This window comes from Pantoea sp. ANP04, assembly GCF_041982285.1.
Lineage (GTDB): Bacteria > Pseudomonadota > Gammaproteobacteria > Enterobacterales > Enterobacteriaceae > Pantoea > Pantoea eucalypti.
The window spans coordinates 16,793-43,625 of record NZ_JAUTYS010000015.1 but is presented as its reverse complement, the minus strand read 5'-3'; the positions used below and the strand labels follow the sequence as shown (position 1 = coordinate 43,625).

Below are 26,833 nucleotides of genomic sequence, written 5' to 3'. Positions count from 1 at the left end.
TTTTGTCATTTTTCTAAAAAATTGGCAGGTTTAGCCTTTTTGTGTAGTATGCAAAAAACAGTAAAGCAGAGGGGCTTATGAAGCGCGATTATGGTGGAGTGCTGGAAATGGCGACCAGAGCCAATTCCATGTTACATGGACTGAGTAGCCACATTGAACAACAACGTCAGGAGTTCAATCAGACCGGTTTTTACCAGACTTTCTCACGTAATGCCGTAGCCAATATGCCATTACTGAGTAAGCACGCTGTTGTTGCTGCCATTGGTGATATGGAAGAAGCAGGTTATCAGTTTGGTAAGAAACAAACCGGCAGTACCTCACAATACGCACTGACCATTCAGAACGTAGTCGACATCTATGAGCACCGTAAAGTCCCAAAATATCGCGATCGCCATGATGGACCCTTCGTCGTCTTTGTTGTAAGTCTTAAGGGCGGTGTTTCTAAAACAGTCAGTACTGTCACACTGGCCCACGGTATGCGCGCTCATCCCTCTATGTTGCATAATGACCTGCGCATTCTGGTTATTGACCTGGATCCACAGGCATCAAGCACAATGTTCCTGAGTCACACTAATAGCGTAGGCTCCGTTCTTGAGACCGCAGCGCAGGCCATGTTGAACGACCTGGATGCCGACCAGCTTCGCGAACAGTTTATTAAGCCAACTGTCATGCCGGGAGTGGATGTAATTCCCGCCTCAATAGACGATGGTTTCGTTGCCAGCGACTGGGAAGAGTTGGTTGCTGAACATCTGCCAGGCGTTGCACCGTCCGAAGTATTGCGCCGCAACGTGATTGATCGTCTGGCCGGTGATTATGATTTCATCTTTCTCGATACCGGTCCTCACCTTGATTCGTTCATGTTGAATGCTATTGCGGCCAGTGATGTGCTGCTGACACCGACGCCGCCGGCACAGGTCGATTTCCATTCAACTATGAAGTATCTGACTCGCCTGCCAGAAATGCTCGAACGTATTGAGTCAGAAGGCATTGAACCGCGTCTTAAAGCAAATATTGGCTTTATGTCGAAAATGACCTCTAAACACGATCACCTGACCTCCCAAAGTTATGCTCGTGAAGTGTTTACCAAATCAATGCTGGACTGCAGCCTGCCAAGACTGGACGGGTTTGAACGCTGCGGTGAATCCTTTGATACCGTCATCAGTGCCAATCCCTCATCTTATCCAGGCAGTGCGGACGCTTTGCGCAAAGCTAAATACGAAGCCGAACAGTTCTCCAGGGCTGTGTTTGACCGCATCGAATATATCAGGAGCACCTTGTGAGCAAACCTATACAGCGCATTGGCCGCAAATTTGGTGATTCAGCTATCGCGAACATGATCGACAGTAGCAGTCAGTCACGCACCTTTACGCTGAAATCGGGTGCGAAGGCAACTTTCGTTCGCCAGCTCATCCTGCATGATGATATTGAGACCAGAACAACGGTTGATCCCCAAATCAACGGTCGTGACCAGAGCACACTGACACCGGAATCGCTGCAGGAGATCACCCGTACCATTACGTTGCAGCAGTTTTTCCCGGCGATTGGTCGCATCAACGGTGATCAGATTGAGATCATGGATGGTTCACGCCGCCGCGCTGCATGTATTCTTTCGGGGGCAAGCCTGGAGGTACTGGTCACCGCTGATGAACTGAGCATCAGTGATGCGCGTCAACTGGCCGCTGATATACAGACCGCTAAAGAGCATAACCTGCGCGAATTAGGGTTACGCTTTATGCTGATGAACGAAAATGGCATGAGCAAATCCGAGATTGCCAAAGCAGAAGGTATCTCTAATGCCAAGGTCACTCGTGCGTTCCAGGCAGCAGCTGTGCCTGCTGAGTTCATTGAACTCTTCCCGGTTGTCTCTGAGCTGACGCTTCAGGATTACCAGTTGCTGCTTGATGTCTGGGAGGAGGCTAAAGCGGAAGCGGTTGAGGTCTCTGCGCTGGTCAGCGAGATTCAGCAAAGGCTGAATGAAGATGATCTCCTGCGAATCACCAACCCGGATGATAAGAAGAGCGCTATCCTGAATGGCTTCAAAAGCGCGCGTCGTCAGTTAAACAAACCGGCACCCGTCAGCAAAACTGTGACGGAGAAACTGGCAACATTTACCACGGCTAATACCTATGCACGACGCAAAACCAATGATGAGAAGCGGACCGTGCAATATGAATTCAGTCGTCTGCCAAAAGAGATCGCTGAGCAGATTGACGCATCAATAAGACAGATTCTTTCTACATTGAATTAATCGTCGTCCTGTATCGTCTTCGAAACCGGCCACTGGCCGGTTTTTTTATCTGCTATCCACCCAGAGGCATACCTGCCTTATCCGCATTTTCTTCTTCGCCTGAAGAGATGTTCTGTACGACGCGCCTCATTTCAGCAGTATTACGCTTGATCCTGGTACAGTTTAACGCTATAGCTAAAACGGTTTAGCTTTTAAATTCAATCACAGGAGTTGTCTATGTCTGTTCGCGTATGGTGTCTCGGGGATGCCGTGGTCGATTTGCTACCCGAAAAGCCGGGCCACCTGATGCAGTGTCCGGGGGGAGCACCGGCTAATGTCGCCGTTGGCATTGCACGTCTGCAGGGAAACAGTGCTTTTATTGGTCGGGTAGGCGCTGATCCTTTTGGTGAATTTATGCGGCAGACGCTCAGAGAGGAGAACGTTGATACTCGCTACATGATCGCTGATTCACAGCACCGCACGTCAACGGTGGTGGTCGGGCTGGATGAGCAGGGCGAACGCTCCTTTACTTTTATGGTGCGGCCCAGTGCCGATCTGTTTCTTGAACCGTCGGATCTGCCTGAGTTCCAGCGCGGTGAATGGCTGCACTGCTGTTCGATCGCCTTAGCAGCTGAGCCATCACGCACCGCCACGCTTACCGCCATGAAGCAGATTCGTGCTGCAGGTGGTCATGTCAGCTTTGATTTCAATTTACGAGAAGACCTCTGGTCCGATCCGGCACTGCTGCATTTGGTGGTGAACGAGGCGCTCAGTCATACCGACGTGGTTAAATTCTCAGACGAGGAACTGGATTTCCTCTGTCCGGGACAGGAACCAGCTGTCAGCTTGCCGCAGCTGGCCAAACGATTTGGTATTCGCTTATTACTGGTGACGCGGGGCAGGGAAGGGGTGATCGCCTGCTATCAGGGCGAGATCACTCACCATGCGACGACGCCCGTGGACAGCGTCGACACCACAGGTGCAGGTGATGCTTTCGTGGCCGGATTACTCTGGGTTCTGGCGACGTCAGGTCTGCCTGCCGATGAATCAAAGCTGTCCATTTGTCTTGTCACAGCACAATGCTGTGGCGCCCTGGCAACCACCGCGAAAGGTGCCATGACAGCACTTCCCTGGCTCCATCAGCTGGACAATCTGGCCGGCTAATCATCCCTGACGCCCCTGTTTTGGGAGCTATCTCACAATCACTAAACCGGTTTAGCTATTTTCATTGCAGAGGGAAATTACCCGTGGCTATGATTTGCGCCTAAACCGGTTTAGCAAAAAAGCCGGTGATGATAGCCTCTCCTCAGGGAATAAAAAATGAAAAAAAGCACGTTAGCAGTCGCCCTCTCTTTAATATTCTTGTCTACATCAGTCTGGGCCGATTCCAGCATGAGCAGCATTGAGGCACGCCTTGCGGCGATGGAGCGACGACTTCAGGCAGCCGAGCAGCGAGCAAATGTTGCTGAAACCCGCGCTCAGGTCGCCGAAAAGCAGGCACAGGTGGCTGAGAAGCAGGCTCAACAGTTGGCAGCCGTACAGCAGCAGACCCAGACTTCCACCGCCGAGGTTGCTCAGCGCACCGCGAAGCTGGAACAAAAATCTGCCGATGAAGGTGGCTTTGAGTTCCACGGTTACGCCCGTTCCGGATTGCTGATGAACAGCTCAGCCACTAAAACGCAGGGTGGTCCGACACTCACTCCTGCTGGCGAAACCGGCGGTCACGTTGGACGTCTCGGTAATGAGCCGGATACGTATGTTGAGCTCAACCTCGAACATAAGCAGACGCTGGATAATGGTGCTACCACCCGTTTCAAAGCCATGCTGGCTGACGGGCAGCGCACCTATAACGACTGGACCGCATCCAGCAGCGATCTCAACCTGCGTCAGGCATTTGTCGAGCTTGGGCAACTTCCCACTTTCAGCGGTGCATTTGATAACTCTACCGTGTGGGCCGGTAAGCGTTTTGACCGTGATAACTTTGATATCCATTGGATCGACTCTGATGTTGTGTTTCTTGCAGGTACCGGTGCCGGCATTTACGACATGAAGTGGAGCGATCAGACGCGTAGCAACATTTCGCTGTACGGTCGTACCTTTGGCGACATCGAAAACAATGAAAATACGGCGCAAAACTACATCCTGACGCTGAATAACTTTGTCGGCCCGGTGCAGATGATGCTCAGTGGTATGCGGGCGAAAGATAACGACGATCGCCGGGATATCGACGGACTCAGAGTCAAAGGCGATGCGGCCGAAACCGGCGTACATGCGTTGCTGGGCCTGTATAACGACAGCTTCTATGGGCTGACAGAGGGCACTTCCAAAACGGCACTGCTCTATGGCCATGGCCTGGGCGCAGAGGTGAAGTCAATTGGGTCTGACGGCGCACTGTTGCCAGAAGCGAACACCTGGCGGCTGGCGAGTTACGGCATCACCCCGCTGGGCGGTGGCTGGCACATTGCGCCTGCCGTACTGGCACAGCGCAGTGACGATCGGTACGTCAAAGGTGACAGCTATGACTGGGCGACAGTTAACCTGCGTCTGATTCAGGAAATCACCCAGAATTTTGAGATGCAGTATGAAGGCTCTTATCAGTACATGGATCTGCGTCCGGAAGGTTACAACAACCGTAACGCGGTCAGCGGCAGCTTTACCAAACTCACTATTGCGCCAACCCTGAAAGCCGGTGATGTCGGTGACTTCCTTAAGCGTCCGGAAATTCGTCTGTTTGCAACCTGGATGAACTGGGATCATCGGCTCAATAACTATGCCAGTGACGACGCGTTCGGCAGCAAGGGCTTTGATGCCGGTGGCGAATGGAACTTCGGTGTACAGATGGAAACCTGGTTCTGACCGGATGGCCCCGGAGACCGGGGCCTCAACGCCACACGGATAAAAACAAAACAAGACTGAGGTGTATATGGACTATGTAAAAATATCGCGGGCCTTACTGCCGCTGCTGGGTGGTAAAGAGAACATCGCCAGCGCAGCACACTGTGCGACCCGGCTGCGTCTGGTGCTGGCGGATGATGAAAAGGCGGACACTACCGCGATCGGCCGGATTGAAGGGGTTAAAGGCTGCTTCCGTAATGCGGGACAGCTTCAGGTTATCTTTGGGACTGGCGTGGTAAACAAGGTTTACGCTGCCTTTATCGCCGAGGCGGGTATTAGCGAATCGAGCAAGTCTGAGGCTGCTGATATTGCCGCACGCAAGCTTAACCCTTTCCAGCGCATCGCCCGACTGCTGTCGAACATCTTTGTGCCGATCATTCCGGCGATTGTGGCGTCAGGTCTGCTGATGGGCCTGCTGGGGATGGTCAAAACCTACGGCTGGGTCAATCCGGAAAATGCACTCTACATCATGCTGGATATGTGCAGCTCGGCGGCCTTTATTATTCTGCCGATACTGATTGGCTTTACGGCAGCGCGTGAGTTTGGCGGTAACCCATTTCTGGGCGCAACGCTGGGTGGCATTCTGACCCACCCGGCGCTGACCAACGCCTGGGGCGTGGCAGCCGGTTTCCACACGATGAACTTCTTCGGCATTGAAGTCGCGATGATTGGCTATCAGGGCACGGTATTCCCGGTACTGCTGGCGGTGTGGTTCATGAGCATGCTCGAAAAACAGCTACGTCGGGTAATACCGGATGCGCTGGATTTGATTCTGACCCCGTTTCTGACGGTGATTATCTCCGGATTCATTGCGCTACTGATTATTGGTCCTGCGGGCCGTATGCTGGGTGATGGCATCTCCTTTGTCCTCAGCACGCTGATTGCGCACGCCGGATGGCTGGCCGGGCTGGTATTTGGTGGGCTTTACTCGGTGATTGTCATCACCGGCGTCCATCATAGCTTCCACGCCATTGAAGCGGGACTACTGGGCAATCCTTCAATCGGCGTGAATTTCCTGCTGCCCATCTGGGCGATGGCGAACGTGGCTCAGGGCGGTGCCTGTCTGGCAGTGTGGTTCAAAACCCGTGATGCGAAGATCAAGGCGATTTCGTTGCCCTCCGCGTTTTCTGCATTACTGGGGATCACCGAAGCGGCCATTTTTGGTATCAACCTGCGGTTTATGAAGCCCTTTATCGCCGGACTGGTGGGCGGTGCGCTGGGCGGTGCCTGGGTCGTGTCGGTTCACGTTTATATGACAGCGGTCGGGCTGACCGGACTACCGGGCATGGCGATTGTCCAGGCTGGTTCTCTGCTGAATTATGTCATCGGCATCGCAATCGCCTTTACCACCGCGTTTGTGATTTCATATCTTCTCAAATACAAAACGGATTCTGAATAATGGCCTCATCAACACGTCTTGCCACCATTCTGCAGGCGGTGATGCAGGGTATGCCAAAGGCGCTGGGCGACAGCCATTATCCAGGCTGGCATCTGGCTCCGGTCACCGGGTTACTGAACGATCCTAATGGATTTATCCATTTCAACGGTGACTACCATCTTTTCTACCAGTGGAACGCGCTCGGCTGTGCGCATCAGCACAAATGCTGGGGACACTGGCGTTCAGCCGATCTGCTGCATTGGGAGCATCAGCCCATCGCCCTGATGCCGGATGAGGAGTATGACCGCAGCGGCTGCTACTCTGGCAGCGCGGTAGACGATAACGGTCAGCTGACGCTGATCTATACCGGCAACGTGAAGTTTGATGATGGTTCGCGTACGGCGTGGCAGTGTCTGGCGCAGCAGAACAGTGCGGGGGGTTTTGACAAGCTCGGCCCGGTTATTGCTGTACCGGAAGGGTATACCGGTCACGTTCGCGATCCCAAAGTATGGCGCCATGAAGATTACTGGTACATGGTGCTGGCCGCGCAGACGACGCAGTTACAGGGCAGGGTATTGCTGTTGCGTTCTGACAATCTGCGGGAGTGGCAGAATCTCGGCGAGATTGCGGGAAGCGAACGAGGTGGTCTGGACGCGGCAGGCTATATGTGGGAGTGCCCGGATATGTTCACGCTCGGCGACAGCACCTATCTGATTTGCTGTCCTCAGGGCGTAGTACCCGAAGAGAAGCGCTATCTGAACAGTCACGCCTGCGCCTGGCTGAGTGGTTCGCTTGATTATCAGCAACCTCTGTATCAACACGGTCCGCTTAACGAAATGGATGCAGGGTTTGAATTTTATGCCCCGCAAACTACGTTGACCGCTGACGGGAGACGTCTGCTGGTGGGCTGGATGGGGACGCCGGACGGTGAAGAGATGGCTCAGCCAACCGTGGCACAGGGCTGGATCCACCAGATGACCTGTGTGCGCGCACTGAGCTCACGCAATGGGCGGCTCTGTCAGCAGCCGGTGGTGGAACTGCAGGCGTTGCGGGAGAAAGAGCAGCACTATAAGGGGCGTGCAGATGATGCGCCACCTATGGGCGCAGAGCGGCTGGAGCTTGAGCTGGAGAGTCGGGGCGACGTTGAACTCAATTTTGCGAATACGCTGATCCTGACATGGCAACAGAATGAACTGCGGCTTGCCCGTCGCAGCCTGGTAACGGGTGAGTGGACATATCGCTACTGGACCGGAGTCGCTAGTCGGTTACAGATCCTGTGTGATCACTCCAGTGTTGAGATTTTCATTAACGATGGGGAAGGGGTGATGAGTAGCCGCTATTTTCCAGACCATCCTGCGTTGCTAACCCTGCACGGGCACGCAGAACTGCAGGTCCGCTACTGGTCGTTACGCCGCTGCATGGTAGAATAAGTACTTATTTCACTAAACGATGCCTTGCCGTGAGAAAAACAAAACGCGTTACTATCAGTGACATTGCCGGGCTTGCCGGGGTTTCAAAAGCCACGGCCAGCCTGGTGCTTAACGGCCGTGGCGAAGAGTTACGGGTCGCGAAGGAGACGCGTGAGCGGGTTCTTACGCTTGCCCGCGAACACCATTATCAGCCCAGCATCCACGCCCGGATGCTGCATGATGCCCGCAGTCATACACTGGGGCTGGTGGTGCCAGAAATCACTAACCACGGCTTCGCTGCCTTTTCTCATGCACTGGAGAATCTTTGCCGCGCGTCCGGGCTGCAGCTGCTGATTTCCTGCACCGACGAAAATGCCGGTCAGGAGATGGTGGTGGTCAACAACCTGGTCGCGCGGCAGGTCGACGGACTCATTGTTGCCTCCAGTATGCTGACCGACAGTGACTATGTCAGTCTCAGCGAACAGTTGCCGGTACTGCTGTTTGACAGGACCATGAACAATACTAAGCTGCCCTGGGTCATCACCGACTCGATAACGCCTACAGCTGAACTGGTTGAAAAGCTGGCACGCGCCTGCCCGGAGGAGATCTACTTTATGGGTGGACAGTCTGATCTCTCCCCGACCCAGAATCGTCTGGCGGGATTCAGGGAGGGGCTGGCTCGGGCGGGTGTGACGCTGCAGCCTGAGTGGATTATTCAGGGTAACTACCACCCTGGCAGTGGCTATGAAATGTTTGCAGCGCTCTGTAACCGGCTGGGCCGACCGCCCAAAGCGATGTTTACCGCCGCCTGCGGTCTGCTGGAGGGGGTTCTGCGTTACATGAGCGAGCATAGTCTGCTGACCAGCGACATCCGTATCGCCAGTTTCGATGATCACTATCTCTATGATTCACTTTCCATTCCGATCGATACGGTAGAGCAGAACGTTCCGGCACTCGCGCAGGCCTGCTTCACTATGCTGACGACCATGATTGCCGGAGAGGATCCCGTTAACAGCCAGCTTATCCTGCCAGCTACTCTGCGGCTGCGTGTCTGATCGTCGGTTCTTCTGGCCCGACAATACAATACCTCACCATTCGACCGGCAGAGCGTTGACGCCGCGTAAATTGGCCCTGTGATTGCGGCGAACGCCAGCGGTTATGGGGCGCAACTCTGGTAACCGGGTCAGTAATACATGAAGGGCTACTTCCATTTCTGCAAGGGCCAGCCGGTAGCCCATGCAGTGATGAATTCCGCCACCAAATGCCAGACAGCGTCCTTCATGCCGTCGGATATTCACTCGTTCTGGCGAGGTAAATACCCGCGGATCGTGATTAGCTGCGCCCAGACTCAAAAAGAAGCGGGTTCCGGTCGGGATCAACTGACCTGCCAGCTCTATCTCTTCCAGAGTCGTCCGGTAGAGCATCTGAACCGAACTATCGTAACGCAGACACTCCTCTATGGCATTGGGTATCAGCGCAGGGTTCCGTTTCAGGCATGCCAGTTCCTGTGGATGGTCATGCAGGGCCAGAATGGTGTTGCAGATCATATTTGATGTGGTCTCATGGCCGGCAAGAAACAGAAGTACTACATTGGCGATGATCTCATCGTGACTTAGTCGGTCGTCTTCACTGCCACTGCGCAGAAACAGCGACACCAGATCATTCGCCGTGCTGTCACGGCGGGAGACGATCAATGCGCTGAAGTATCTTTCCAGCACAGCAAAAGCGTCAGCGGCTTCGAGCAGGTCTGCCTGACTGATTTGAGGATCGAAAACTTTCACCAGCAAAGAGGTAAGGCGCCCCAGTTCCGGCGCGTCGGACTCTGAGATATCCAGCATCCTGCAGATGATGCGCACCGGCAGTGGAAAAGCGAATGCCTGAGCCAGATCGCAGGCGCGACGGTCTGCCAGCGCATCAACCAATTCATTCGCTACAGTCAGTGCCATCTCCCTGATAGGTTTGATCTCCCGGGCGCTAAACGACTTCATCACCAGTCCTTTCAGCCGGGAATGCTCTGGTGGATTAAGCACCAGAAACATTCTGCTGATCCCCTGAAACAGCGGCATGTCGGCGGCGGCATCACCAAATCTCAGCCTGACACTTTCCATATAATTTTTACCAACCCGACGATCGTTCAGCAGCGCTTCTACGACTGCATGACTGCCGCTGATGATGATCTTATCTCCGGCAGGAATGAGCGGTCCCTGCTGATGCAGTTTGCGGTAAAGCGGAAAAGGATTGTCTGAGTAGTCGGGATTCATGAGTTCCTGTAGTTGCATAGCTCACTCCGCTGCCTGAGGATTAACGCAAACGCTTAATGCGGCCGAGGGAAGCGAAAAGGCTGTTTTTATCCTGCTGACTGAGGTGGGGTGCCGTCAGTTGTGACATCAGGAACGCTTTATCTTCTTGTGAGAAGATACCGGTCATCAGACGCTGGCTGATTGCGGTAAGGAGCTGAGTATCCAGCTTCTCTATTTGCTGCCTGGTCTCGGCCAGATCCGGAATGGGGCGATCACTGTCCGGGACTGAGAGCCAGTCTGCGCGATAGCGATACTGAACTGCTTTGCTGGCATTCATTAGCGCGTGAACAAACGGCTCCACGGAGTGGGGTTCAAGCCCGGCCTGCTCAGCGTTCTGCAGCATGTGATCCAGCACCACCTGCTCACGTGGCAGATCCTCAATAGGTAAATGATGCTGTGCTTTATAACCTGCCACCACTTTCATTACCTGCATACGTTCATTCAATGCGCCAGAAAGAGCGCTCATAGAAACAGAGGAAACCGAACCTGCAAAAACGTTACTGCACATAAAGAGGGAAGAGAAAAAAATAGCCACAAAGTGAGTCATTTGCCTGCTCCGTTAATAAAAGCTGGCACTAATTTAGGCACGAAAAGATAACTCCGTGTGATTATTTTATTGTCAAAATGTGAATGGTGTGAAATGTCAGCTAAATACAAGCAGGTTATTAATTTTAATGTATTTTTTTAAATTTTTAGTCATGAAAGCTTCACATTCATTTGGCACGCTGACAGGTTGTTCGATTGAGCGGGTGTTGAGGGTGAGATCAAATAATGACCCGGTCGGGACCTAAATCGGCAGGGGCAAAAAACTGATATTTCAGCACGCAGCGTCGTCCGGCACTTTGTGCGCTTCGAACAGAAGGAAAATTGCCTGGAAGGATGGTGCCAGTCAGCAGCTCCTGCACACCAGGGTGATGACAAAGTTGTTGCAGTAAACGCTGCTGTGCACATGCGGCGAGTCCGCGTCCTTGATAAGCGGGTATAATCACTTCATCCATAATCTGAACGCCCTCAATAAAGGCCAGTCGCCGGCGTTCGCAAATCATCAGCCCTGCCACCATGCCCTGCCAGACAATCATAAGTACATGACCCGCGGCAATATCCTCACGTAATTCCTGTTTGCTCGAAGCCATCAGCTGATCACGCAGATGCGGCAGCGTGTGCCAGCTGGCACGATAGGCGTTGTTAATCATCTGAAGACAGGCGGGATAATCTCTCCGGGCAGCCTTCACCAGTGAAATGTTTTTATCGGGAGGCTTCGTAACGGCAGCCGGATCGCTGAGGAATATCAGTTGATCGGTAAAACCAATGTCGGGATGGGTCGCAGGCAACAGGACACGCAACTTTAGCGGTTTCAGCGGCTGCCACGCCTTTATGATAGCGTCAGCCACCGCGTAATCAATGACGCTGTCACGGGCCACAATTTCAATAAAAGGCTGAGCAGGATCACCACCCAGATAGCGCGGCCCGGTGAGATAACGCTGGCCATTAATCCTCAGTTCACGCTGCAAAAAAGTGTGCTGGGGCAACCCGGTTTCTCGCCAGGGAAAGGCGGCGGAAAAATGATGGTCGTGGCATCGGGTCTGCTGTTGTGCCAGCCAGCGGGCAAGCCAGTCGCTGAGACAGTCCGATGAAACAGGAACAGCACGGTAGAGCGACATCATATAATCCAGCATAAGATTCCTTATTGCCCGCCGTGAGTGATCTCCTGCCTCTTCAGCGATCTGTCTAAACCGTTGCCGGGTTAAAATGAGACTGCTGAGAGTGTAAACGATGTGCTCTGTTTATGACCATCTCAACCTGTCAGCACGAAGCATTCCTTTTCTGCAGTATGGCTGCCCTGCACTGGCGGACGGCGGAGTGCTGAAAAGCGACGCGATAAACGTCCTGTTCTGCGAACAGCTATTTCGCCGTTGTCTGAATGGAAGGAAAGCCTTAGATATAAATTTAATCAGGTCTGACTCACCTATGCTGACATGGTCAAATTAATTGACTGAATATGGCTGAGTTGCCCAAAAAAATAATGAAAAATTATAAACGAAATTTTTACGTAAATATGACGAAATCAGATAATCGGCAGCTAATAAATGGATTATGCTAAACAGGCAGTTCAATAATTATAAAGTTCCGATTTTTTAAACACCCGGGGGTTATATGGTTCATATTGATTTATGTACCAAAGATGGCGTGATGAAAGCTTATGCGTTTCAGACGCCTATGCAGGCAATGACCTTGCTGGAAAAAATTAAAAATGATGAATTTCAATGGTTTAATCTTGAGTGGGATGGGGTTCGCTTTAACTGTCCGCATCATTTTATTAAAAGACTCAGCAGCCGTTCTTATATTAAAGCGTTCTGGCGTTAAATTCTATTAAATGATTAAATTCGTGCAAATCTGTCTGTTTTTGATACTGGTCTGATTTAACTGTTTTCAGCTTATTTTATTAATGATCATAACCGGGGCAACCACTGCCCCGTTATTCAATGCTATTGAAGGGCTTTATCATCGTGATCAGCGATAATTTTAAACATCAGGTGCATCGTGCCAGGCTTAACAGATATCATTATTACGGCTTAATCATTCGCTGCTGTTGCTTATCATAACCCTCTACACGCTAAACAATGCGTGAGTAATACAGAGCCATTTCGTGCTCAACCCCGCAATAGGTCGTGATCCCGTCTTAATCTTCTTCTGTTCTTCCCTTGACCTGTAGTGACAACTGTTACACTCAGATGACGTTTATCCTGGATCCTGACTGTAATGCGCCGTGAAAAAATGCGCCTGCGTTCGCTACTGACTTTGCTTTCCATTGGGGGCGTCATTCTGACCTCCGGTCTTCTGCTGAGCGCGTTACTGCTGTTTCAGAAAGCCAATATCGAAAACAGCCTGCTGGAAGGGAACATTGCTTATGCGCGTAAACTGGCCGATACCACCGATCGTTACCTGGCGATAGCGCAGCGTGAACTGGCCTGGAGTGCAACACAGATCAAGACGCTCGGTGATGTTCAACAACTGGAAGAAGAGACCGAGCGCTTAAGAATGCAGTCGGGCTTTTTCAATTCAGTCGTGGTCGTTAATCATGACGCCATCATTGCGGCCACCTCACCGGATAGTCTGAATCTGATTGGCGTTAAGCTGCACTCTGCGGCCAGCCTGAAGGCTATTTCGACACAGAAGCCTTTTATTTCCCCTCCCTTTACCTCTGCTGCGGGTAACTATGTGGTTTTTTTATCACAGCCTCTGTTCAGCGAGGAGGGCCATTATCTGGGATACATAGGTGGCACCATCTATCTCAAAAAACAGAGCATGCTGAGCGAAATCCTGAGCCAGCATTTTTACACCAAAGGGTCGATGGTCAGCGTGGTCAGCAATGAAGGGCTGATTATTTTCAGTCACGATCCGGCGCGTGTCGGAACAAAGATGCTGCTTAGCCTGGCATTGCAGAAGCAACTTGCCACCTCAGAAAGTGGGCACTTCACGCTGGAGAGTGATGGACAGAACTACCTCACCGGTTACGGCACGCTGCACAAAACCGGCTGGAATGTATTTATTACCGGCACGTCTGAAACGGTCAGGCATATTCTGATGCGCACGGCGGAGAGCGCAGTCTGGTTTGTTCTGGGCATTATCATCGTGACCGCGGGCGTTATTGCGTTTATGGCAGGTCGCATTGCTTCTCCACTGGAAAAACTGGCGGACAGAGTGCGTGATGGCGGCAGCGAAGCGCAGGCCGAATCACTCGCCACGGTTAAAACCTGGTATTACGAGGCTGATCGACTTAAAGAAGCGGTACAGGCTCATCGTCACGCCGTGGCGGGTCATCTGGCCGCGCTGAACGATGAAGTGATGACCGATCCCCTGACCAGTCTTTGTAACCGGCGTGGATTCTCTGTACTGGCAGCGCGGTCAGACAGTGAGCATGAACAGAGTGTCATCGCCATTGATATCGACCATTTTAAGAAGATAAACGACTGGTATGGGCATGACGCAGGTGATGCGGTGCTGGTGAATCTGGCGGCGTTGCTGCGTCAGCTCAGTCGGATCGGCGATATCGTTAGCCGGTTTGGCGGAGAGGAGTTTATCCTGCTGCTGCCCCACACTACGCTGGAGGATGCGGCCCGCACCGCAGAACGAATTCGTGAGGTCGTCAGCATCACCACCTTCCCGTTTGCCGGAACAGTGACAATATCAGCAGGCGTGGCTTCAGGCGCTGAACTGGCTGGCAATCGCGAGGCTGTGCTACGGCGTGCTGATGAAGCGCTCTACGAGGCAAAAGCCGCCGGGCGTAACACTGTCAGGATTGCCGGGCCAGGCGGCTTCAGCGCATTTGGGTCGGAAAAATAAGAGGGTGGGGCGGGTGAGTCAGGCTTAGCACTGACTGCGTAATCGCCAGCCCAGCCACTCATCCAGTGCCGCTTCCGGCAGTGGTCTGGAGTAGAAAAATCCCTGAGCCTGATCACAACCAAATTCGGTCAGCGCCGTAACAGTTTCCGCATTCTCCACACCTTCAGCCAGCACCCTGTAATCGAGATCCTTAAGCATGGCAATAATACTGCGAGCGATGACACGCGATGCGGTATCAGACGCAATTTCGCTGATCAGTGAACGGTCAAGTTTGATTACGTCCAGAGGCATGCGTCGGAGATAGCTGATGTTGCTGTAGCCGGTGCCAAAGTCATCCAGTGAAATATCAAATCCACGAAGTTTAAGCATCTCCAGACCCTGTATTGCGGCCGGGCTTTCCAGAATCCGTTCTGTTTCCAGACACTCAACGCCCAGCAGCGAAACCGGCAGCTTTGCGCTGATCATCCGTTCTTCCAGCTCGTCTGCAAATCCTTCACGGGAAAAATCGCTACTGCTGACATTAATTGTGATCGGCAACTGTATATAGCTGTTACGAAGCCGGGATAGCCGGGCGATCACGTGCTCTGTGACCCACGTCGTTAACTCGCTGAGCAGCTCGGTTTGCCCGGCAAAAGGTAAAAACTGTGCAGGCGACAGTTCGCCGCGCTGCGGATGCTGCCAGCGGATCAGGGCTTCCAGTCCAATCGGTTTGCCGCTGTGCAGACAGATTTTAGGCTGATAAGCGAGCCATAATCCTTTGTCCTGGCGTATTGCCGTAGCCAGATCATGCATCAGGGTGAAATCCTGCGTGTGGCGCGTATCGGTGGCCTCACTAAAAGGCATCGAAGCAATGTCTCGGGTAATGGCTTCGTGCAGCGCACTGAGTGCGCGCCGCAGGATCTCCTTAGCGGGCAACTCTCCGGTTTTGAAACTCGCTTCCCCGGTGTGGGTCATTAATGCAACCGATAGCCCATCACCGATATCGGCACTGATCCCAGCCAGCTTCGTTGCCACCCAGTTAGCTGTGAGCCTGCTCTCCTGACGAGTCAGCAGGGCAAAGCGCCCGGTTGCTATGGTATAGAGCATTTCACAAGGTGCAGGACGCAGGCGCAGCGGCAATAGCGTGGCCACATCCTTCAGCAGGCTTTCAACTGGTCCCATTCCCATTGAACGCGCAAGTTCATAAGCGCGTGGCATATCGATACAGTCAATCAGTACCAGCCGCCGTGGGGTGGTGTCTCCAGAAGCAGCCAGGAATTGCAGATCACGAATCAAACGCTGACGGTTGGGCAATCCTGTGACGGGGTCGGAAAAGCCAGCCGAGTACCAGGCATCAAGAAAAGAGATCACCAGTGCTGCCAGCATTTTAAGCATCGCCGCCTGATCGCGACTAAAGGGGTGAGGTGCGGTATCGGTCACACACATCGTGCCCAGTATCAGACCGGTGCTGCTTTTCAGTGGCACACCTGCATAGAAACGAATAAAAGGCGCACCGGTAATCAGTGGATGTTCAGCAAAGCGGACATCAAGCAGCGTATCGGGCACCACGACAATACTGTCATTATCCACTACGTGTCTGCAGAGTGAGTCCTGTCTGGAGGATTGTGTAAGGGTGAAATTATGCGCTGCTTTAACATACTGCATCTCATCATCCAGCACCGAGATAAAGCTGCCGGGAATACCGAGTGCCTGGCTCGACAGCCGAACGAATTGTCGCAGCACATCGTCACGGCTTTCATCGTTACTGCGCAACGCGTGCAGGGTCTGCGTACGGCATTCATCGCCGCCGCTTAGGCTCATAAGCATGGATTCCTCTGCATCGGCTGGTTACGGAGTGGAATTAAACAGAAAAACTAAAGGGTTTGACGACATGAATATAGGCTATTTCTGTAAAAAAAGAAGAAGTTTAATGATTTATTTTTTATCGCACCGCACGCCATCACTGGCCAGGTAAGCAAATATTTTTTCTTTAACGAAATATTTTCGTATTGCTGATTCTATTATTTCGTCGTCAAAAACTATTAATTTCTTAAATATCCTGCCAGTATACCCACTATAAACATAGCGCGCTATATAATAACGCGATAAATCAAATGGCATAATTTACTTTTACTTTCTTTATCTACACCAATGACAACATCGGGGAAAACTCATGAATTCACTCAGGCATTTCACTATTCGCCGCGTGGTACTGTGGATGATGATCGTCTCACTGGGCGTGGTGGCATTAGCTGGCGGCTTCAGCAGCCATTTCGTGCGCGACATCTATCGACAAACTGATCGTTCTGAGGAACTGACGCAACAACTACGTTTTCTGACGAACAGCGCTATTATTATGCAAAGCGGTACGGCAGCCGAGAAGAGTGCTCTCGTCGCTTTAACCCCAGCCGATGCTGGCTGGGATAACTTCCGTAATGCACTCACAGCCACACCTTCTGAATTCGCATCTGTTGCCCGCGCCCAGCTGGATAAAATCACGCAACAGTTAGCCCGGAATCAGGCCCCACTGAAAACTGATCGACATCGGCTGGAGAGCGTATTACTGGCAGCGCTGGTGGCTGTTCTGGCCTTGCTGTTGTTTTGTGACCGTTATCTGGTTGTTCATCTGGTACGTCCTGTCGGTAAAATTCGCGCTCATTTAAACATCATTGCTGGCGGTGATCTTACGCGTGAGCCGGACGATCTGGGGCGTAACTGTGTCGGGCAACTGGTGCCGCTGATCAAAGAGATGCAATACAGTCTGTTGCAGACGGTCAGTGCTATCCGCGACAATGCCGCCATTCTTCATCGTGAAGCGGGTGACATTGCCGCGGGTAACGCCGACCTTTCCGATCGGACATCGACACAGGCCGCTGCACTGGAGCAGACCGCAGCCAGCATGGAGGAGATCACGGTCACCGTGCGTCATAATGCACAAAATGCGCGTGAAGCACGTGAACTGGCTGCCACGACCACGAATACCACTCATCAGGGCGTGGAACTGGTTCAGTTAGTATCGGCAGCCATCACCAGCATCGCGCAGGGGTCTGAAAAAATCCGGCAGTTCACTACAACCATTAATGGCATTGCGTTTCAGACCAACATTCTGGCGCTCAATGCCGCCGTAGAGGCCGCCCGTGCGGGCGAGCAGGGCCGGGGTTTTGCGGTGGTCGCTAGTGAAGTTCGTTCACTGGCACAGCGAAGCGCAGCTGCCTCAAAAGAGATTGAAGAACTGATTGCCGATACCGTGACGCGCGTTGAGGATGGCCGTCGGGCAGCCGAGAGTGCGGGAACCACCATGGGAGCCGTGCTGCGTGGCGTCGATGGGGTCAATGAACTGATTGGACAGATTGCGCTGGCATCGGATGAGCAGAGCAAAGGTATTGCCCAGGTCACCGTGGCCGTTGCTGAACTTGACCGCGTTACTCAGCAGAATGCGACACTGGTTCAGCAGGTTTCCGTGACGGCAGGCAGTCTCAGTGGACAGACCCAGACGCTGGGCAGTGTGATTACGCGTTTCACTTTGCCGAATCAAGCTGTTGCCACGGTTAATTAGTATGTTACGGCCGTTGAAAAGCTGGCTGGGCGAGTGCCGATCAGGTATCGCCCGGCCAGATAACAATCAGACCGGTAAACAATGGCTTTAGGTGTCGAAATAAAAACTCACGATGATTTTTATTTAATAATTGAATGAATGCCTCACTTTACGGAGCGCGTGATCGACGTTGATCATCACCTGGTCAACATCACCCTTAGTAATGGCTATTATTATTCTCAGTCGCATAATCTTTATGCGGCAGGAAAATAAGATAAAACTTCAGTTAATTTATTCAGTTTTATGCATGTCTGACGCTTTCTGACAGCTGCGGATTGCCTGGCACTCTAAACTTAACTCAAATTCATATTTCCGCTGCCACCCTTTCATCCCCAGAGGTTTCGTCACCGGGGCACTGAACAGGGAGTCACTCATCCGGGAAATCAGCGTTTAAGACCGCCTGTTTCCGTACAGCGTAATGGGTATGAACTGCGCGAGGCTGCTGATTTTTTCTCAGGAAAGGGTAACAGAACAATTTTGACGTTAGTCAGCGCATCTGGCAGGGCACGAAAGCATCACCAAGCCGGCGCAGGTCTGCCAGGAAAAGTATGAAGTGCTGATGTTGCTGGCCGAAGGACATCTGCATTATGAGCACCTGTCAAAGCTGGCAAAGTCAGGTTTTCAGCCTGTATTAACACTTAAGTAAAGCTATTCCAGGCCGATATAGTGAGTCAAGCGAAGCGCTTTTAGCGCTCGTCTGATAAGCCCTGGCCAGAGTTTCCTGGCGTGGTCCGCCATAAGCTGCTGATCCGCTGCAATTCCTCTGCCAGGCATAACGTATTAACTGGTGTCCCTTTATCTGCGGTGCCAGCTTCATCGGGCTCATCGCGGCGATCTTTTGTTGCAGAGTTCACTGGTGGGCCTTTCTTCTGGCAACGGGTCGATAGCAAATTCTGCGTGTCCTGTCTGATTGAACGAGTCCTCTTTACGCTGTGTCGTGCCGACTGCAGCAGATAACATCAGAGGAGAGTTACGCTGAAACGTCCAGTTTATCATGATGCCGAGGCGGCTCGCCTCAACGCACTTAAGCAGTACAACCTGATGGATTCACCGCCGACCGATGCGCTGGATCGTCTGACCACGCTTGCTGCCAGGCTGTTCCGGGTGCCGGTCGCTTTTGTGTCGCTTATCGACGAGAAGCGGCAGTTTTTTGCCTCCCGCTACGGTTTAAATATCTCAGGTACATCGCGAAACGTTGCTTTCTGCCATCATACCCTGGCGCAGGGCGAGATTCTCTGCGTGCCGGATACGTTGAAAGATCCGCGCTTTCGCGACAGTCCGCTGGTTCACGGTTACCCCTTTATCCGCTTTTATGCGGGGATTCCGCTCTCGACTCCGGATGGTCACCACATTGGTACGGTCTGCCTGACCGACACTCATCCTCGTGAGCCGCTGACTGCAGAGGATCGAAAGCATCTGGCTGACATTGCCGCGCTGGTCATGGATCGCATGGAAATGCATCGTCTGGAATTATTGCGCTATACCAGTCAGCAGCGGCTTCAGGCGATCTCTTCCACCTCTCCCGACGCCATTGTCTGTACAGACCTGCGTCGCGGCATTACCTTCTGGAATCCGGCTGCTACAGCGCTGTTCGGTTACAGCGCAGAGGAGATGCGTGGTCAGTACGTCAGCGAGTTGATTCCGGCCCGCTGCCAGACTGACTACCGAAACGAACTGGCCAGGATTACCTCTGACGAAGCCGCTATTTCGCATCCTCGTTCGTTGCAGATATGGGGTGTGACGCGCGACGGTCGTGAATTCCCGGCAGAGGTCTCTTTTTCTGGCTGGCGTGAAGAAGGCGATCGGCTGGTAGGCATGATTATCCGTGATGTGACGGCTCGCTATGAGAGTGAAGCGCGGCTTTGTGAGCTGGCCTCAATAGATATGCTAACGCGTCTCGCCAGCCGTAGCGCGTTTATGGACCAGGTCGGGCAACTGACTAAAGCAGCCGTGCCTTATACATTACTGATGACCGATCTTGATGGTTTCAAAGAAGTTAACGATACGCTGGGGCATGCTGCCGGGGATGCGTTGCTGTGCCATGTGGCGGAACAGATTCGTGCGGTCTGCGCCAGTGCGGTGACGGCTGCCCGGCTGGGCGGTGACGAATTTGTGATCCTGCTAGCTGGCGGCAGCGCAGAAGCGGCAATCACGGCGGAAAGGCTGATTGCAGCCGTACAGACGCCGTTCCGCTATCACGACTCGCCGGTAGTCGTGGGTGCCAGCACCGGCATCGCCTCTTATCCGGAGCATGGGCGTGATCCCTCATCTGTCATGTCCGCGGCTGACCTTGCACTTTATCGCGCCAAAGCATCTGGGAAAGGCTGCAGTATGCTATTTATGCCCGCGTTTCGCGAAGCGGAACAGCAACGCCGCCGCTTTGAGCGCGAGCTGGAAACGGCGGTGCGGCAGCAGCAGTTTACGCTTTATTACCAGCCCCGCTACGACGTTGAAAGCGGAAAGCTTGTTGGCTGCGAGACACTGGTACGCTGGCAGCATCCGACTCGCGGGCTGCTGTTGCCCGCCGAATTTATCGGCATGCTGGTAAAGAGTCCGCTTTCCGTGACACTGGGAGAGTGGATCATTCGCAGTGCGCTGGCACAGGTCCGGCAGTGGCAGGTTCGCGCGCCTCAGCTTCGTGTCAGTATCAACCTTTTTCCGCGTCAGTTAGCCGGTAATAGCCTGGAGGCGGTGATACGCGAGAGTGCGGGCGGTGATGCCGGTTTTGTTGAGCTGGAGGTGGATGAGCCATTGCTTGCTGTACTGGTGCAGGATTTGCCTGTTCAGGTTGAGGCGGTACGCCGGACAGGCGCTTCATTCATTATCGATCATTACGGACGTACGCTAGGGGCGATTAACCTGCTTCGTTATAGCTTTGTAGCAGGATTTAAAATTGATAAGTCGCTGACGCACGAGCTGAGTTCAAGCATGCGGGTGCGGATGATGTTCCGATCAATTACCGCGCTCGGCAAAAGCCTGGGGATTCGTGTGGCGGCAGAAGGCGTGGAAGACAAAGAGCAGGTCGCTTTTGTGACTACTGCCGGATGCGACATTATGCAGGGCAATGGCCTTTGCCGGCCAATGACGCCAGCGGACTTTGAGACGATGCTGTGCGGTGAAGAACACTATCCGCCAGCTGTCGCCAGCGGACACGACGTCATGCCCCATTAGTTGATGCGCCCGTGACAGGCAAAGTGCAGGATGAGCGACGCCAGTCCGTTACCGTGTCAGGTCAGCCTGCTGGCCGGTATTCCTGTTTCAGCAGGCCAAATAGCCAGTCATCCTGCCACTTGCCGTCGAGAAAGAAATTCTGCCGTATTGTCCCTTCCTGAACAAAGCCCGCAGAAAGCAAAGTCCGGCATGAGGCCTCATTGCCTGCGGTCACCGTGGCGGTCAGCTTGCGATAGTCCAGTTGCTCAAAGCAAAAGGCGATAGTGGCATGCAGTGACTCGCTGCCATAGCCTTTGCCCTGCGCGTTGGCCGCAAGAATAAATCCAAACTCGGCAATGCCTTCTCCGCGATCGATGAACCCGCAGAAGCCAGCCATTGAACCGGTTGTTTTTTCCTCAATTACCAGACACAGCCAGTGATTACAGCCCGGATACCAGGCGGGCAGGCGGACATCAAAAGAGAGACTTCTGATCGCGTCTGCGCTGCGCGGATCGCTAATGTACTTCATTACCGTTCGATCCTGACTGACCGCCAGATAGAATGGCCAGTCTTCCTCGCGCAGCGGGCGATAGGTCAGGCGTGGCGACGTGATTTGCGGTGGCATTTCTGACGTGAATTCACCAGACATGATACAACTCCCTGCATGTCGAATCTGCAATCAATGGTGCAAAATAGCACAGCATCGCTGACCGATGGCATTCACTTTTTGCTGCTCTTCACGCGTTCTCGTCATTCTGAATTTAGTTCATTCTCTGCACAATCCTGAGTGTTGACCGCCTGTCTTCGCTGGGCGCATTTGCCGATATCGCTGCGATGAACGTTCATCTGCCCACTTCGTTGCTACGCTTTTAGCCAGATGGCTGAAAGCCGACACTGATGAGAATAATATCCAATGGATCTGAAAACGTTTGAAGCAACCGCCTGGGCGGAACTGGTGGCTGGCGCAGCCGATCCACAGAGCGGGTTTCGTTATCTGACGCTCTGTACCGTAGATAGTGCGCAGCAACCACAGGCGCGCATCGTGGTGCTGCGCCAGTGTGATGACAGCCACCGGATGCTGACATTTCATACCGATGTCCGCAGCCCGAAGTGGCAGGAGATGGCGGCTAACCCGCAGGTTAGCGTGCTGGGATATTGTCATCAGCGGCGCCTGCAGTTGCGGATGGTGGGTCGGGTTGAGTGCTATGCGGCAGGGAGTGATGTTGCCCGGTCAGCGTGGCGTGAGTTACCGCAGCATACGCAGCAGACTTACACCGGTGGACCACCGGGTGAAGTACGGGTAGCCGCTGATGAGAGACGCGAAGCGACAGCCGTGGAGTCGGGAGCGTCTCGCTTTGGCGTGGTGATCGTGCGGGTCAGCGTACTGGACGCTTATCAGCTTCAGCGAAATGATAATCAGCGTGCCCTGTTTCATTACTCTCCTCATGGAAGCTTGCAGGAAAGTGAATGGCTCAACCCGTGATGTGAGGTAGCTGATTTACGTCATACCCGGTTAATCCCTGATCCTATCTCTTTATTCTCCCCGGGAAGCAGCAAAACAGATTTGACTGTTTCCCGCTGCGATTAGTGATTTGATCTGCCGCATCGCTTAGCGTCTTTTAGCGACACTTTTACTTAAATTGCCTGCATTTTTCTGTATTTTTCTATCTTTTGTAGTTCTTTGTGCCAGGCTTTAATCAGCCGGAAAGCAGTCACTTATGCTCAAGGTCAGGAAAAGTACAAATGATCGCTCTGTATTACAGGCAGGTTAACCATGAACAATCAACCTCCTGAAGAACCAGGGTCAGAGGGTAACGACCAGGTAATAAGACTGGCGGAAGAAGTCATTGAGATTTCCAGACAGCGGGTCACTGATGGCCATGTCAGAGTTACCCGACAGGTCACCGAGCATCAGCAAAAAATTGCGCTGATGCTCCGGCATCAGACAGCGGAGATTGACCGCATTACTAAGTCGGAGCGGCTGACGGCGATGCCGGAGATCCGTGAAGAGAATGGTGTGCTGATCATTCCAATCGTCGAAGAGGAAATCGAGATTGTTCGTCATCTGGTGCTGAAAGAGGAGTGGCATATCCGCAAGGTTGTCAGCATTGAAGAGACAGAAGAGATCGTCACCCTGCGTAAACAGCACGCTTATCTGACCCGAACATCCCACTCAGAGCCGTCCAAATCCATCATCGAGGAACACAACATGGCACGTGAAACAATCGTCACAATGTTCAGCAGTCTCTCACTGGCTGAGGGTGCAAAGCGTAACCTTATTAAGGCCGGTTTCCTGGATGATGACATTGACATCATTTCCGGCGATCGCTTGCGTACTGAAGGACACGAAGCCCGTCACCCTGGTTTCTGGCAGCGCCTGTTTGGCAATACGCTGGAAGAAGATCAGGCCGAAGTCTATGAAGACGCGATGCGTACTGGCGGTGTAGTGCTGTCGCTTCGGGCGGATGAAGATGAGCTACCGCGAGCGTTAGGTATCCTTGATGCGCATGAAGAACTGACAGAACGTCGTGCTGCGTTACCTGACGACGACGTAACAAATGATGGCCTGACTGCACCCGCTAGCGGAACGTTTCAGGATAGCGCAGCAGTCGAACTACTTCATACTGAACCGGCTCATCGTGTCGCGGGTCGTACTCCATTAACCGGTGATGAAAGTAACGAAGACGTGCTGCGGCTGGCAGAAGAACGTCTGGAAGTAGGCAAACGTCTGGTCAGTGAAGGCTCAACCCGCGTTCGTCGCTACACTGTCACGGAACCCGTATCAGAAAATATTTCGCTGCGTGAGCAACATGCCGAAATCTTCCGTCGTCCGGTCAGCGGAACAGGCTCACCGGGCAATGTCGATTGGTCTGAAAAAACGGTTGAAGTGGAAGAGTCGCATGAGCAGCCTGTCATTAATAAGACTGCGGAAATTATTGAAGAAGTGGTGCTGCGTAAAGAGGCCAGCGATCGTGTCGAAACCATTAATGATTCTGTACGCCGTCAGGAAGTAGATATTGACCATGCCAGCAGAGATCCGTTAAGTGCAGACCCGGTGACCGGCAATCACACTGCGACCGATCCGCTGGTTGAGAGCACGGGTCAGGCTCGCGCTGACCATGGCTACAACACCCGTCTGGTAACACCAGGAAGTGGGCCAGCTCATAAAGACAGCTTTACAGAAAAAACTGGGGATAAAATCGCGGAAGCGAAAGAGAAGGTTGAAGACAAATTCAAAAAACCGTAATGCCATGACGGTGGATGCAACATTTTGAGTAAATACGATTACAGCGGTTTATCGGGTCGGGCATTGCCAGCCCGGTTTGCCGCAGCTGAAGCGTAAAAGATAGGTGATGTCATGGTTTTAAGAATTCCTCTTTAAAAGACGCACCCTCTCAAGACACGAATACAGTGATTCATATTGCAGTTTGATCTTGTTATTAACTGCCATCCCCTAAGCCTGGATTAAAGGTTTTTTTCTACATGATAATCACGACACAATTTTTTCTTTTAAAGGTTGTGGATATGAAAAATAGATTAGTGCTGTATTGTTATTCACATAAGTAGCATACGAGCCAGCAAGTTAAAATCTTGTGAAGTTTACGAAGTCAGGGCGTGACTAAAAACAAATCAGTCATATATACAAGCGTATGCATTTGAGACTATTTTTATTTCCAGCTTATACATAAGCTGAATTATTTTTAAATACTATCTTCATTCGTTAAGGAGCAATCAAAAGGAAGTTTTTTATGTCCAGGCATGTTGCGGAAAGTCATCTTAATATCATCCATAATATGGAGCCTTACATTAAACCGGCAAGATTCGATCGACTTTCACGGGGGAAGCAGTTCTTCGATTTTTTCACTGGTCAGGAGAGAAAGGTATACCTGATTAAGGAAGGGGATTTTATTATCCGTTCAAAAAATGGAAATAAAATCATCAATATCATTACGGGGCCGTTTGTCATCGGCGCCATGCCGGCACTGGAAGCACCGCCGATATTCATTGAGAAAGTCGACTACGGAAAAATCTACAGCATTGAATATAACCAGTTCTGGAGCCTCGTAAACCATAAAGGGCTGTTTCCGGACGTTATGAAAATCATGTCAGGCTATCACACCGATCTGCTGAACTGCCTTCAGTCACATTATGCCAATTCGGAAGTGCAGGTCACTAATGCAATCAGCCGGTGGAGTGCGTTTCCGTGTCATATAAAAAAGCGATTTTCAGTGCTTTACTTTCTGACCAATAGCACTTTTTTATCCAAAAGCACGGCATCACGGGTATTGAAGAAGCTCCGGGAAACGGGCGCGGTTCAACTGGACAAAGGCAAACTGATTGATTAGTAAAGCGCACTTTCGTTTCGCAAAAGGCTGACCAGTGCGCTGAGCATCACCTTTTATCCTCGTCAGTCACTAAGACATTCCCTGCGTCACTTGCCCGGTGCCTTTACCTGAATGAGAAAGGGCACCGGGCAGGGTCACTGAACATCCAGCCTGACTGGCTGTAATAAGAAGCCATTACCGCTTTAGTTATCTCTCAGGCCGGCCTGAGCATCAGCAAAGATTCAGCCTTCCGGCATTGCGGAGGAGTGATGCGACGAGATTTTCCACGCTTTCCCATCCCAGACATAGGTAAAGGTGTAGCGCGCTTTTACTGAAGACTTATCTGCAAAGGTAAAGGTATAGACCCCGCTGTCGGTTGCCTTGTTGCAACCGGTGCGAATGGTCCGGCTCTCAATTTTACCGACAGGTTTTTTCTCCAGAAAATGCTCAAAATAATCCACACGCTCCGCATCACTCTTTCTTACTTTGTTTGAGAGGGTGGGCAGAAGAACCGCATCGCTCAGATAGTTTTCAGCTACTTTGTGGGCATCGCCGGTCTGCAGAGAGTTGTTCCAGCGGTCAAATAATCCTGCAATCTCTTGTTGATCCGTTTTTACACAATCCTGCGTAGTCTGTGCAAAAGCATTGACTGAGAAAGCAGTCAGTAAAAGCAACATACTTTTTTTCATAATCTATCCTTTTATGAAGTGTGTTAAGAAACAGGCACTGAAATATCACTTTTATATACTTCACAGCCGGTAAGTCGTTTTAGCTATTAACCATTACTGAAAATTACGGCTCCGTTTTGGCAATCAGATACACATAATTACCATAGTGTGCGCCGATTATTTTATAGTTAACCCCTTTTGCTTCCGCTTTTTCGCGAGGGATTTTTCCGCTTCATGAATGCTCAGTCCGGTGGCTGAGCATTCATGAAGCCATCGCACCGGCTGATACGTTAAATAAAACTAAAAACGTTGATAATAAAAGAATGTTTTTACGCATAGTGAACACCTCACATTTTGAGTTTAGATAAGCTCAGAGATATAGTCTCTGTTTAATGAAAATTAAAAAATCTGATAATGACGCTATCTATTACCTGGTATATATAATTAAAATTTCATTCTGATTTTGATAAGTGCGTTTTTATTCAATTTCTGGCTATTTTGCTGCTGAGGCTCATAGGTGTAAGCGATAATTTTAATCAGCATGAACTGGTGCTCAAATTTTT

20 protein-coding genes are annotated in these 26,833 nt (G+C 51.9%); 14 read left to right on the top strand and 6 right to left on the bottom strand.

The window, feature by feature from the left end:
* The first annotated feature begins 77 nt into the window (after positions 1-77).
* The 7 genes from Q7C21_RS18445 to Q7C21_RS18415 all read left to right on the top strand — a co-directional run bounded on the left by Q7C21_RS18445 (position 78) and on the right by Q7C21_RS18415 (position 8,964).
* The gene (locus tag Q7C21_RS18445) at positions 78-1,280 is read left to right on the top strand and encodes an AAA family ATPase (protein ID WP_003850644.1); all 1,203 of its coding nucleotides are present in this window, start codon (positions 78-80) and stop codon (positions 1,278-1,280) included.
* Complete coding sequence (locus tag Q7C21_RS18440) at positions 1,277-2,248, top strand: ParB family protein (RefSeq protein WP_375151015.1); 972 nt, start codon at positions 1,277-1,279, stop codon at positions 2,246-2,248. The genes Q7C21_RS18445 and Q7C21_RS18440 overlap by 4 nt, the downstream gene beginning before the upstream one ends.
* 216 nt (positions 2,249-2,464) lie before the next feature.
* Positions 2,465-3,391, top strand: coding sequence for an aminoimidazole riboside kinase (locus Q7C21_RS18435; protein ID WP_375151014.1), 927 nt, complete (start codon positions 2,465-2,467; stop codon positions 3,389-3,391).
* Between the two features lie 156 nt (positions 3,392-3,547).
* Positions 3,548-5,083 (top strand): carbohydrate porin, encoded by a 1,536-nt coding sequence (locus Q7C21_RS18430; protein WP_375151013.1) that lies wholly within the window; start codon positions 3,548-3,550, stop codon positions 5,081-5,083.
* 67 nt (positions 5,084-5,150) lie between these two features.
* Complete coding sequence (locus tag Q7C21_RS18425) at positions 5,151-6,521, top strand: sucrose-specific PTS transporter subunit IIBC (RefSeq protein WP_003850636.1); 1,371 nt, start codon at positions 5,151-5,153, stop codon at positions 6,519-6,521.
* Positions 6,521-7,930: a sucrose-6-phosphate hydrolase gene (locus Q7C21_RS18420; RefSeq protein ID WP_375151012.1), complete on the top strand. Its 1,410-nt coding sequence runs from the start codon at positions 6,521-6,523 to the stop codon at positions 7,928-7,930. The genes Q7C21_RS18425 and Q7C21_RS18420 overlap by 1 nt, the downstream gene beginning before the upstream one ends.
* A gap of 29 nt (positions 7,931-7,959) precedes the next feature.
* Entirely contained in the window at positions 7,960-8,964 is a 1,005-nt protein-coding gene (locus Q7C21_RS18415; protein ID WP_003850633.1) for a substrate-binding domain-containing protein, read from the top strand.
* A gap of 33 nt (positions 8,965-8,997) precedes the next feature.
* On the opposite strand, the gene Q7C21_RS18410 is transcribed toward Q7C21_RS18415, so the two are convergent.
* The 3 genes from Q7C21_RS18410 to Q7C21_RS18400 all read right to left on the bottom strand — a co-directional run bounded on the left by Q7C21_RS18410 (position 8,998) and on the right by Q7C21_RS18400 (position 11,885).
* On the bottom strand, positions 8,998-10,188 hold the full coding sequence (locus Q7C21_RS18410; RefSeq protein WP_140034210.1) for a cytochrome P450: 1,191 nt from the start codon (positions 10,186-10,188) through the stop codon (positions 8,998-9,000).
* 22 nt (positions 10,189-10,210) lie between these two features.
* On the bottom strand, positions 10,211-10,756 hold the full coding sequence (locus Q7C21_RS18405) for a chorismate mutase (protein ID WP_008926793.1): 546 nt from the start codon (positions 10,754-10,756) through the stop codon (positions 10,211-10,213).
* A 217-nt stretch (positions 10,757-10,973) separates the two neighbouring features.
* Entirely contained in the window at positions 10,974-11,885 is a 912-nt protein-coding gene (locus Q7C21_RS18400) for an N-acetyltransferase (RefSeq protein ID WP_375151011.1), read from the bottom strand.
* A gap of 478 nt (positions 11,886-12,363) precedes the next feature.
* Between Q7C21_RS18400 and Q7C21_RS18395 the strand changes: the two genes are divergently transcribed.
* Both Q7C21_RS18395 and Q7C21_RS18390 read left to right on the top strand, forming a co-directional pair.
* The gene (locus tag Q7C21_RS18395; protein WP_003850629.1) at positions 12,364-12,573 is read left to right on the top strand and encodes a hypothetical protein; all 210 of its coding nucleotides are present in this window, start codon (positions 12,364-12,366) and stop codon (positions 12,571-12,573) included.
* 396 nt (positions 12,574-12,969) lie between these two features.
* Entirely contained in the window at positions 12,970-14,553 is a 1,584-nt protein-coding gene (locus Q7C21_RS18390; RefSeq protein ID WP_003850628.1) for a diguanylate cyclase, read from the top strand.
* Between the two features lie 24 nt (positions 14,554-14,577).
* Here the strand turns inward: Q7C21_RS18390 and Q7C21_RS18385 are convergent, their stop codons facing one another.
* The gene (locus tag Q7C21_RS18385) at positions 14,578-16,359 is read right to left on the bottom strand and encodes a GGDEF and EAL domain-containing protein (RefSeq protein ID WP_039661957.1); all 1,782 of its coding nucleotides are present in this window, start codon (positions 16,357-16,359) and stop codon (positions 14,578-14,580) included.
* Between the two features lie 346 nt (positions 16,360-16,705).
* Between Q7C21_RS18385 and Q7C21_RS18380 the strand changes: the two genes are divergently transcribed.
* The gene (locus Q7C21_RS18380; protein ID WP_008926796.1) at positions 16,706-18,088 is read left to right on the top strand and encodes a methyl-accepting chemotaxis protein; all 1,383 of its coding nucleotides are present in this window, start codon (positions 16,706-16,708) and stop codon (positions 18,086-18,088) included.
* Between the two features lie 1,080 nt (positions 18,089-19,168).
* Complete coding sequence (locus Q7C21_RS18375; RefSeq protein WP_039661962.1) at positions 19,169-21,298, top strand: bifunctional diguanylate cyclase/phosphodiesterase; 2,130 nt, start codon at positions 19,169-19,171, stop codon at positions 21,296-21,298.
* A gap of 61 nt (positions 21,299-21,359) precedes the next feature.
* On the opposite strand, the gene Q7C21_RS18370 is transcribed toward Q7C21_RS18375, so the two are convergent.
* The gene (locus Q7C21_RS18370) at positions 21,360-21,926 is read right to left on the bottom strand and encodes a GNAT family N-acetyltransferase (RefSeq protein WP_003850617.1); all 567 of its coding nucleotides are present in this window, start codon (positions 21,924-21,926) and stop codon (positions 21,360-21,362) included.
* 264 nt (positions 21,927-22,190) lie between these two features.
* Between Q7C21_RS18370 and Q7C21_RS18365 the strand changes: the two genes are divergently transcribed.
* From Q7C21_RS18365 to Q7C21_RS18355, 3 genes are all read left to right on the top strand, one after another.
* Positions 22,191-22,760 (top strand): pyridoxamine 5'-phosphate oxidase family protein, encoded by a 570-nt coding sequence (locus Q7C21_RS18365; RefSeq protein ID WP_003850614.1) that lies wholly within the window; start codon positions 22,191-22,193, stop codon positions 22,758-22,760.
* A gap of 291 nt (positions 22,761-23,051) precedes the next feature.
* A complete protein-coding gene (locus tag Q7C21_RS18360; protein ID WP_375151010.1) occupies positions 23,052-24,524 on the top strand; it encodes a DUF2382 domain-containing protein in 1,473 nt (490 codons plus the stop codon).
* Positions 24,525-25,026: 502 nt separating this feature from the next.
* Positions 25,027-25,623: a helix-turn-helix domain-containing protein gene (locus Q7C21_RS18355; RefSeq protein ID WP_003850609.1), complete on the top strand. Its 597-nt coding sequence runs from the start codon at positions 25,027-25,029 to the stop codon at positions 25,621-25,623.
* 221 nt (positions 25,624-25,844) lie between these two features.
* Here Q7C21_RS18355 and Q7C21_RS18350 read toward each other — a convergent pair whose 3' ends face one another.
* A complete protein-coding gene (locus Q7C21_RS18350) occupies positions 25,845-26,291 on the bottom strand; it encodes an SgcJ/EcaC family oxidoreductase (RefSeq protein WP_003850608.1) in 447 nt (148 codons plus the stop codon).
* Positions 26,292-26,833: the final 542 nt, after the last annotated feature.

Bases quoted from the DNA above. Each gene is read 5' to 3' on its own strand.
- Q7C21_RS18360 (WP_375151010.1), top strand. From the start codon at position 23,052: ATGAACAATCAACCTCCTGAAGAACCAGGGTCAGAGGGTAACGACCAG.
- Q7C21_RS18370 (WP_003850617.1), bottom strand. From the start codon at position 21,926: ATGTCTGGTGAATTCACGTCAGAAATGCCACCGCAAATCACGTCGCCA.
- Q7C21_RS18430 (WP_375151013.1), top strand. From the start codon at position 3,548: ATGAAAAAAAGCACGTTAGCAGTCGCCCTCTCTTTAATATTCTTGTCT.
- Q7C21_RS18435 (WP_375151014.1), top strand. From the start codon at position 2,465: ATGTCTGTTCGCGTATGGTGTCTCGGGGATGCCGTGGTCGATTTGCTA.
- Q7C21_RS18445 (WP_003850644.1), top strand. From the start codon at position 78: ATGAAGCGCGATTATGGTGGAGTGCTGGAAATGGCGACCAGAGCCAAT.
- Q7C21_RS18355 (WP_003850609.1), top strand. From the start codon at position 25,027: ATGTCCAGGCATGTTGCGGAAAGTCATCTTAATATCATCCATAATATG.
- Q7C21_RS18400 (WP_375151011.1), bottom strand. From the start codon at position 11,885: ATGCTGGATTATATGATGTCGCTCTACCGTGCTGTTCCTGTTTCATCG.
- Q7C21_RS18395 (WP_003850629.1), top strand. From the start codon at position 12,364: ATGGTTCATATTGATTTATGTACCAAAGATGGCGTGATGAAAGCTTAT.
- Q7C21_RS18410 (WP_140034210.1), bottom strand. From the start codon at position 10,188: ATGCAACTACAGGAACTCATGAATCCCGACTACTCAGACAATCCTTTT.
- Q7C21_RS18425 (WP_003850636.1), top strand. From the start codon at position 5,151: ATGGACTATGTAAAAATATCGCGGGCCTTACTGCCGCTGCTGGGTGGT.
- Q7C21_RS18365 (WP_003850614.1), top strand. From the start codon at position 22,191: ATGGATCTGAAAACGTTTGAAGCAACCGCCTGGGCGGAACTGGTGGCT.
- Q7C21_RS18380 (WP_008926796.1), top strand. From the start codon at position 16,706: ATGAATTCACTCAGGCATTTCACTATTCGCCGCGTGGTACTGTGGATG.
- Q7C21_RS18375 (WP_039661962.1), top strand. From the start codon at position 19,169: ATGGATTCACCGCCGACCGATGCGCTGGATCGTCTGACCACGCTTGCT.
- Q7C21_RS18420 (WP_375151012.1), top strand. From the start codon at position 6,521: ATGGCCTCATCAACACGTCTTGCCACCATTCTGCAGGCGGTGATGCAG.
- Q7C21_RS18385 (WP_039661957.1), bottom strand. From the start codon at position 16,359: ATGCTTATGAGCCTAAGCGGCGGCGATGAATGCCGTACGCAGACCCTG.
- Q7C21_RS18405 (WP_008926793.1), bottom strand. From the start codon at position 10,756: ATGACTCACTTTGTGGCTATTTTTTTCTCTTCCCTCTTTATGTGCAGT.
- Q7C21_RS18390 (WP_003850628.1), top strand. From the start codon at position 12,970: ATGCGCCGTGAAAAAATGCGCCTGCGTTCGCTACTGACTTTGCTTTCC.
- Q7C21_RS18350 (WP_003850608.1), bottom strand. From the start codon at position 26,291: ATGAAAAAAAGTATGTTGCTTTTACTGACTGCTTTCTCAGTCAATGCT.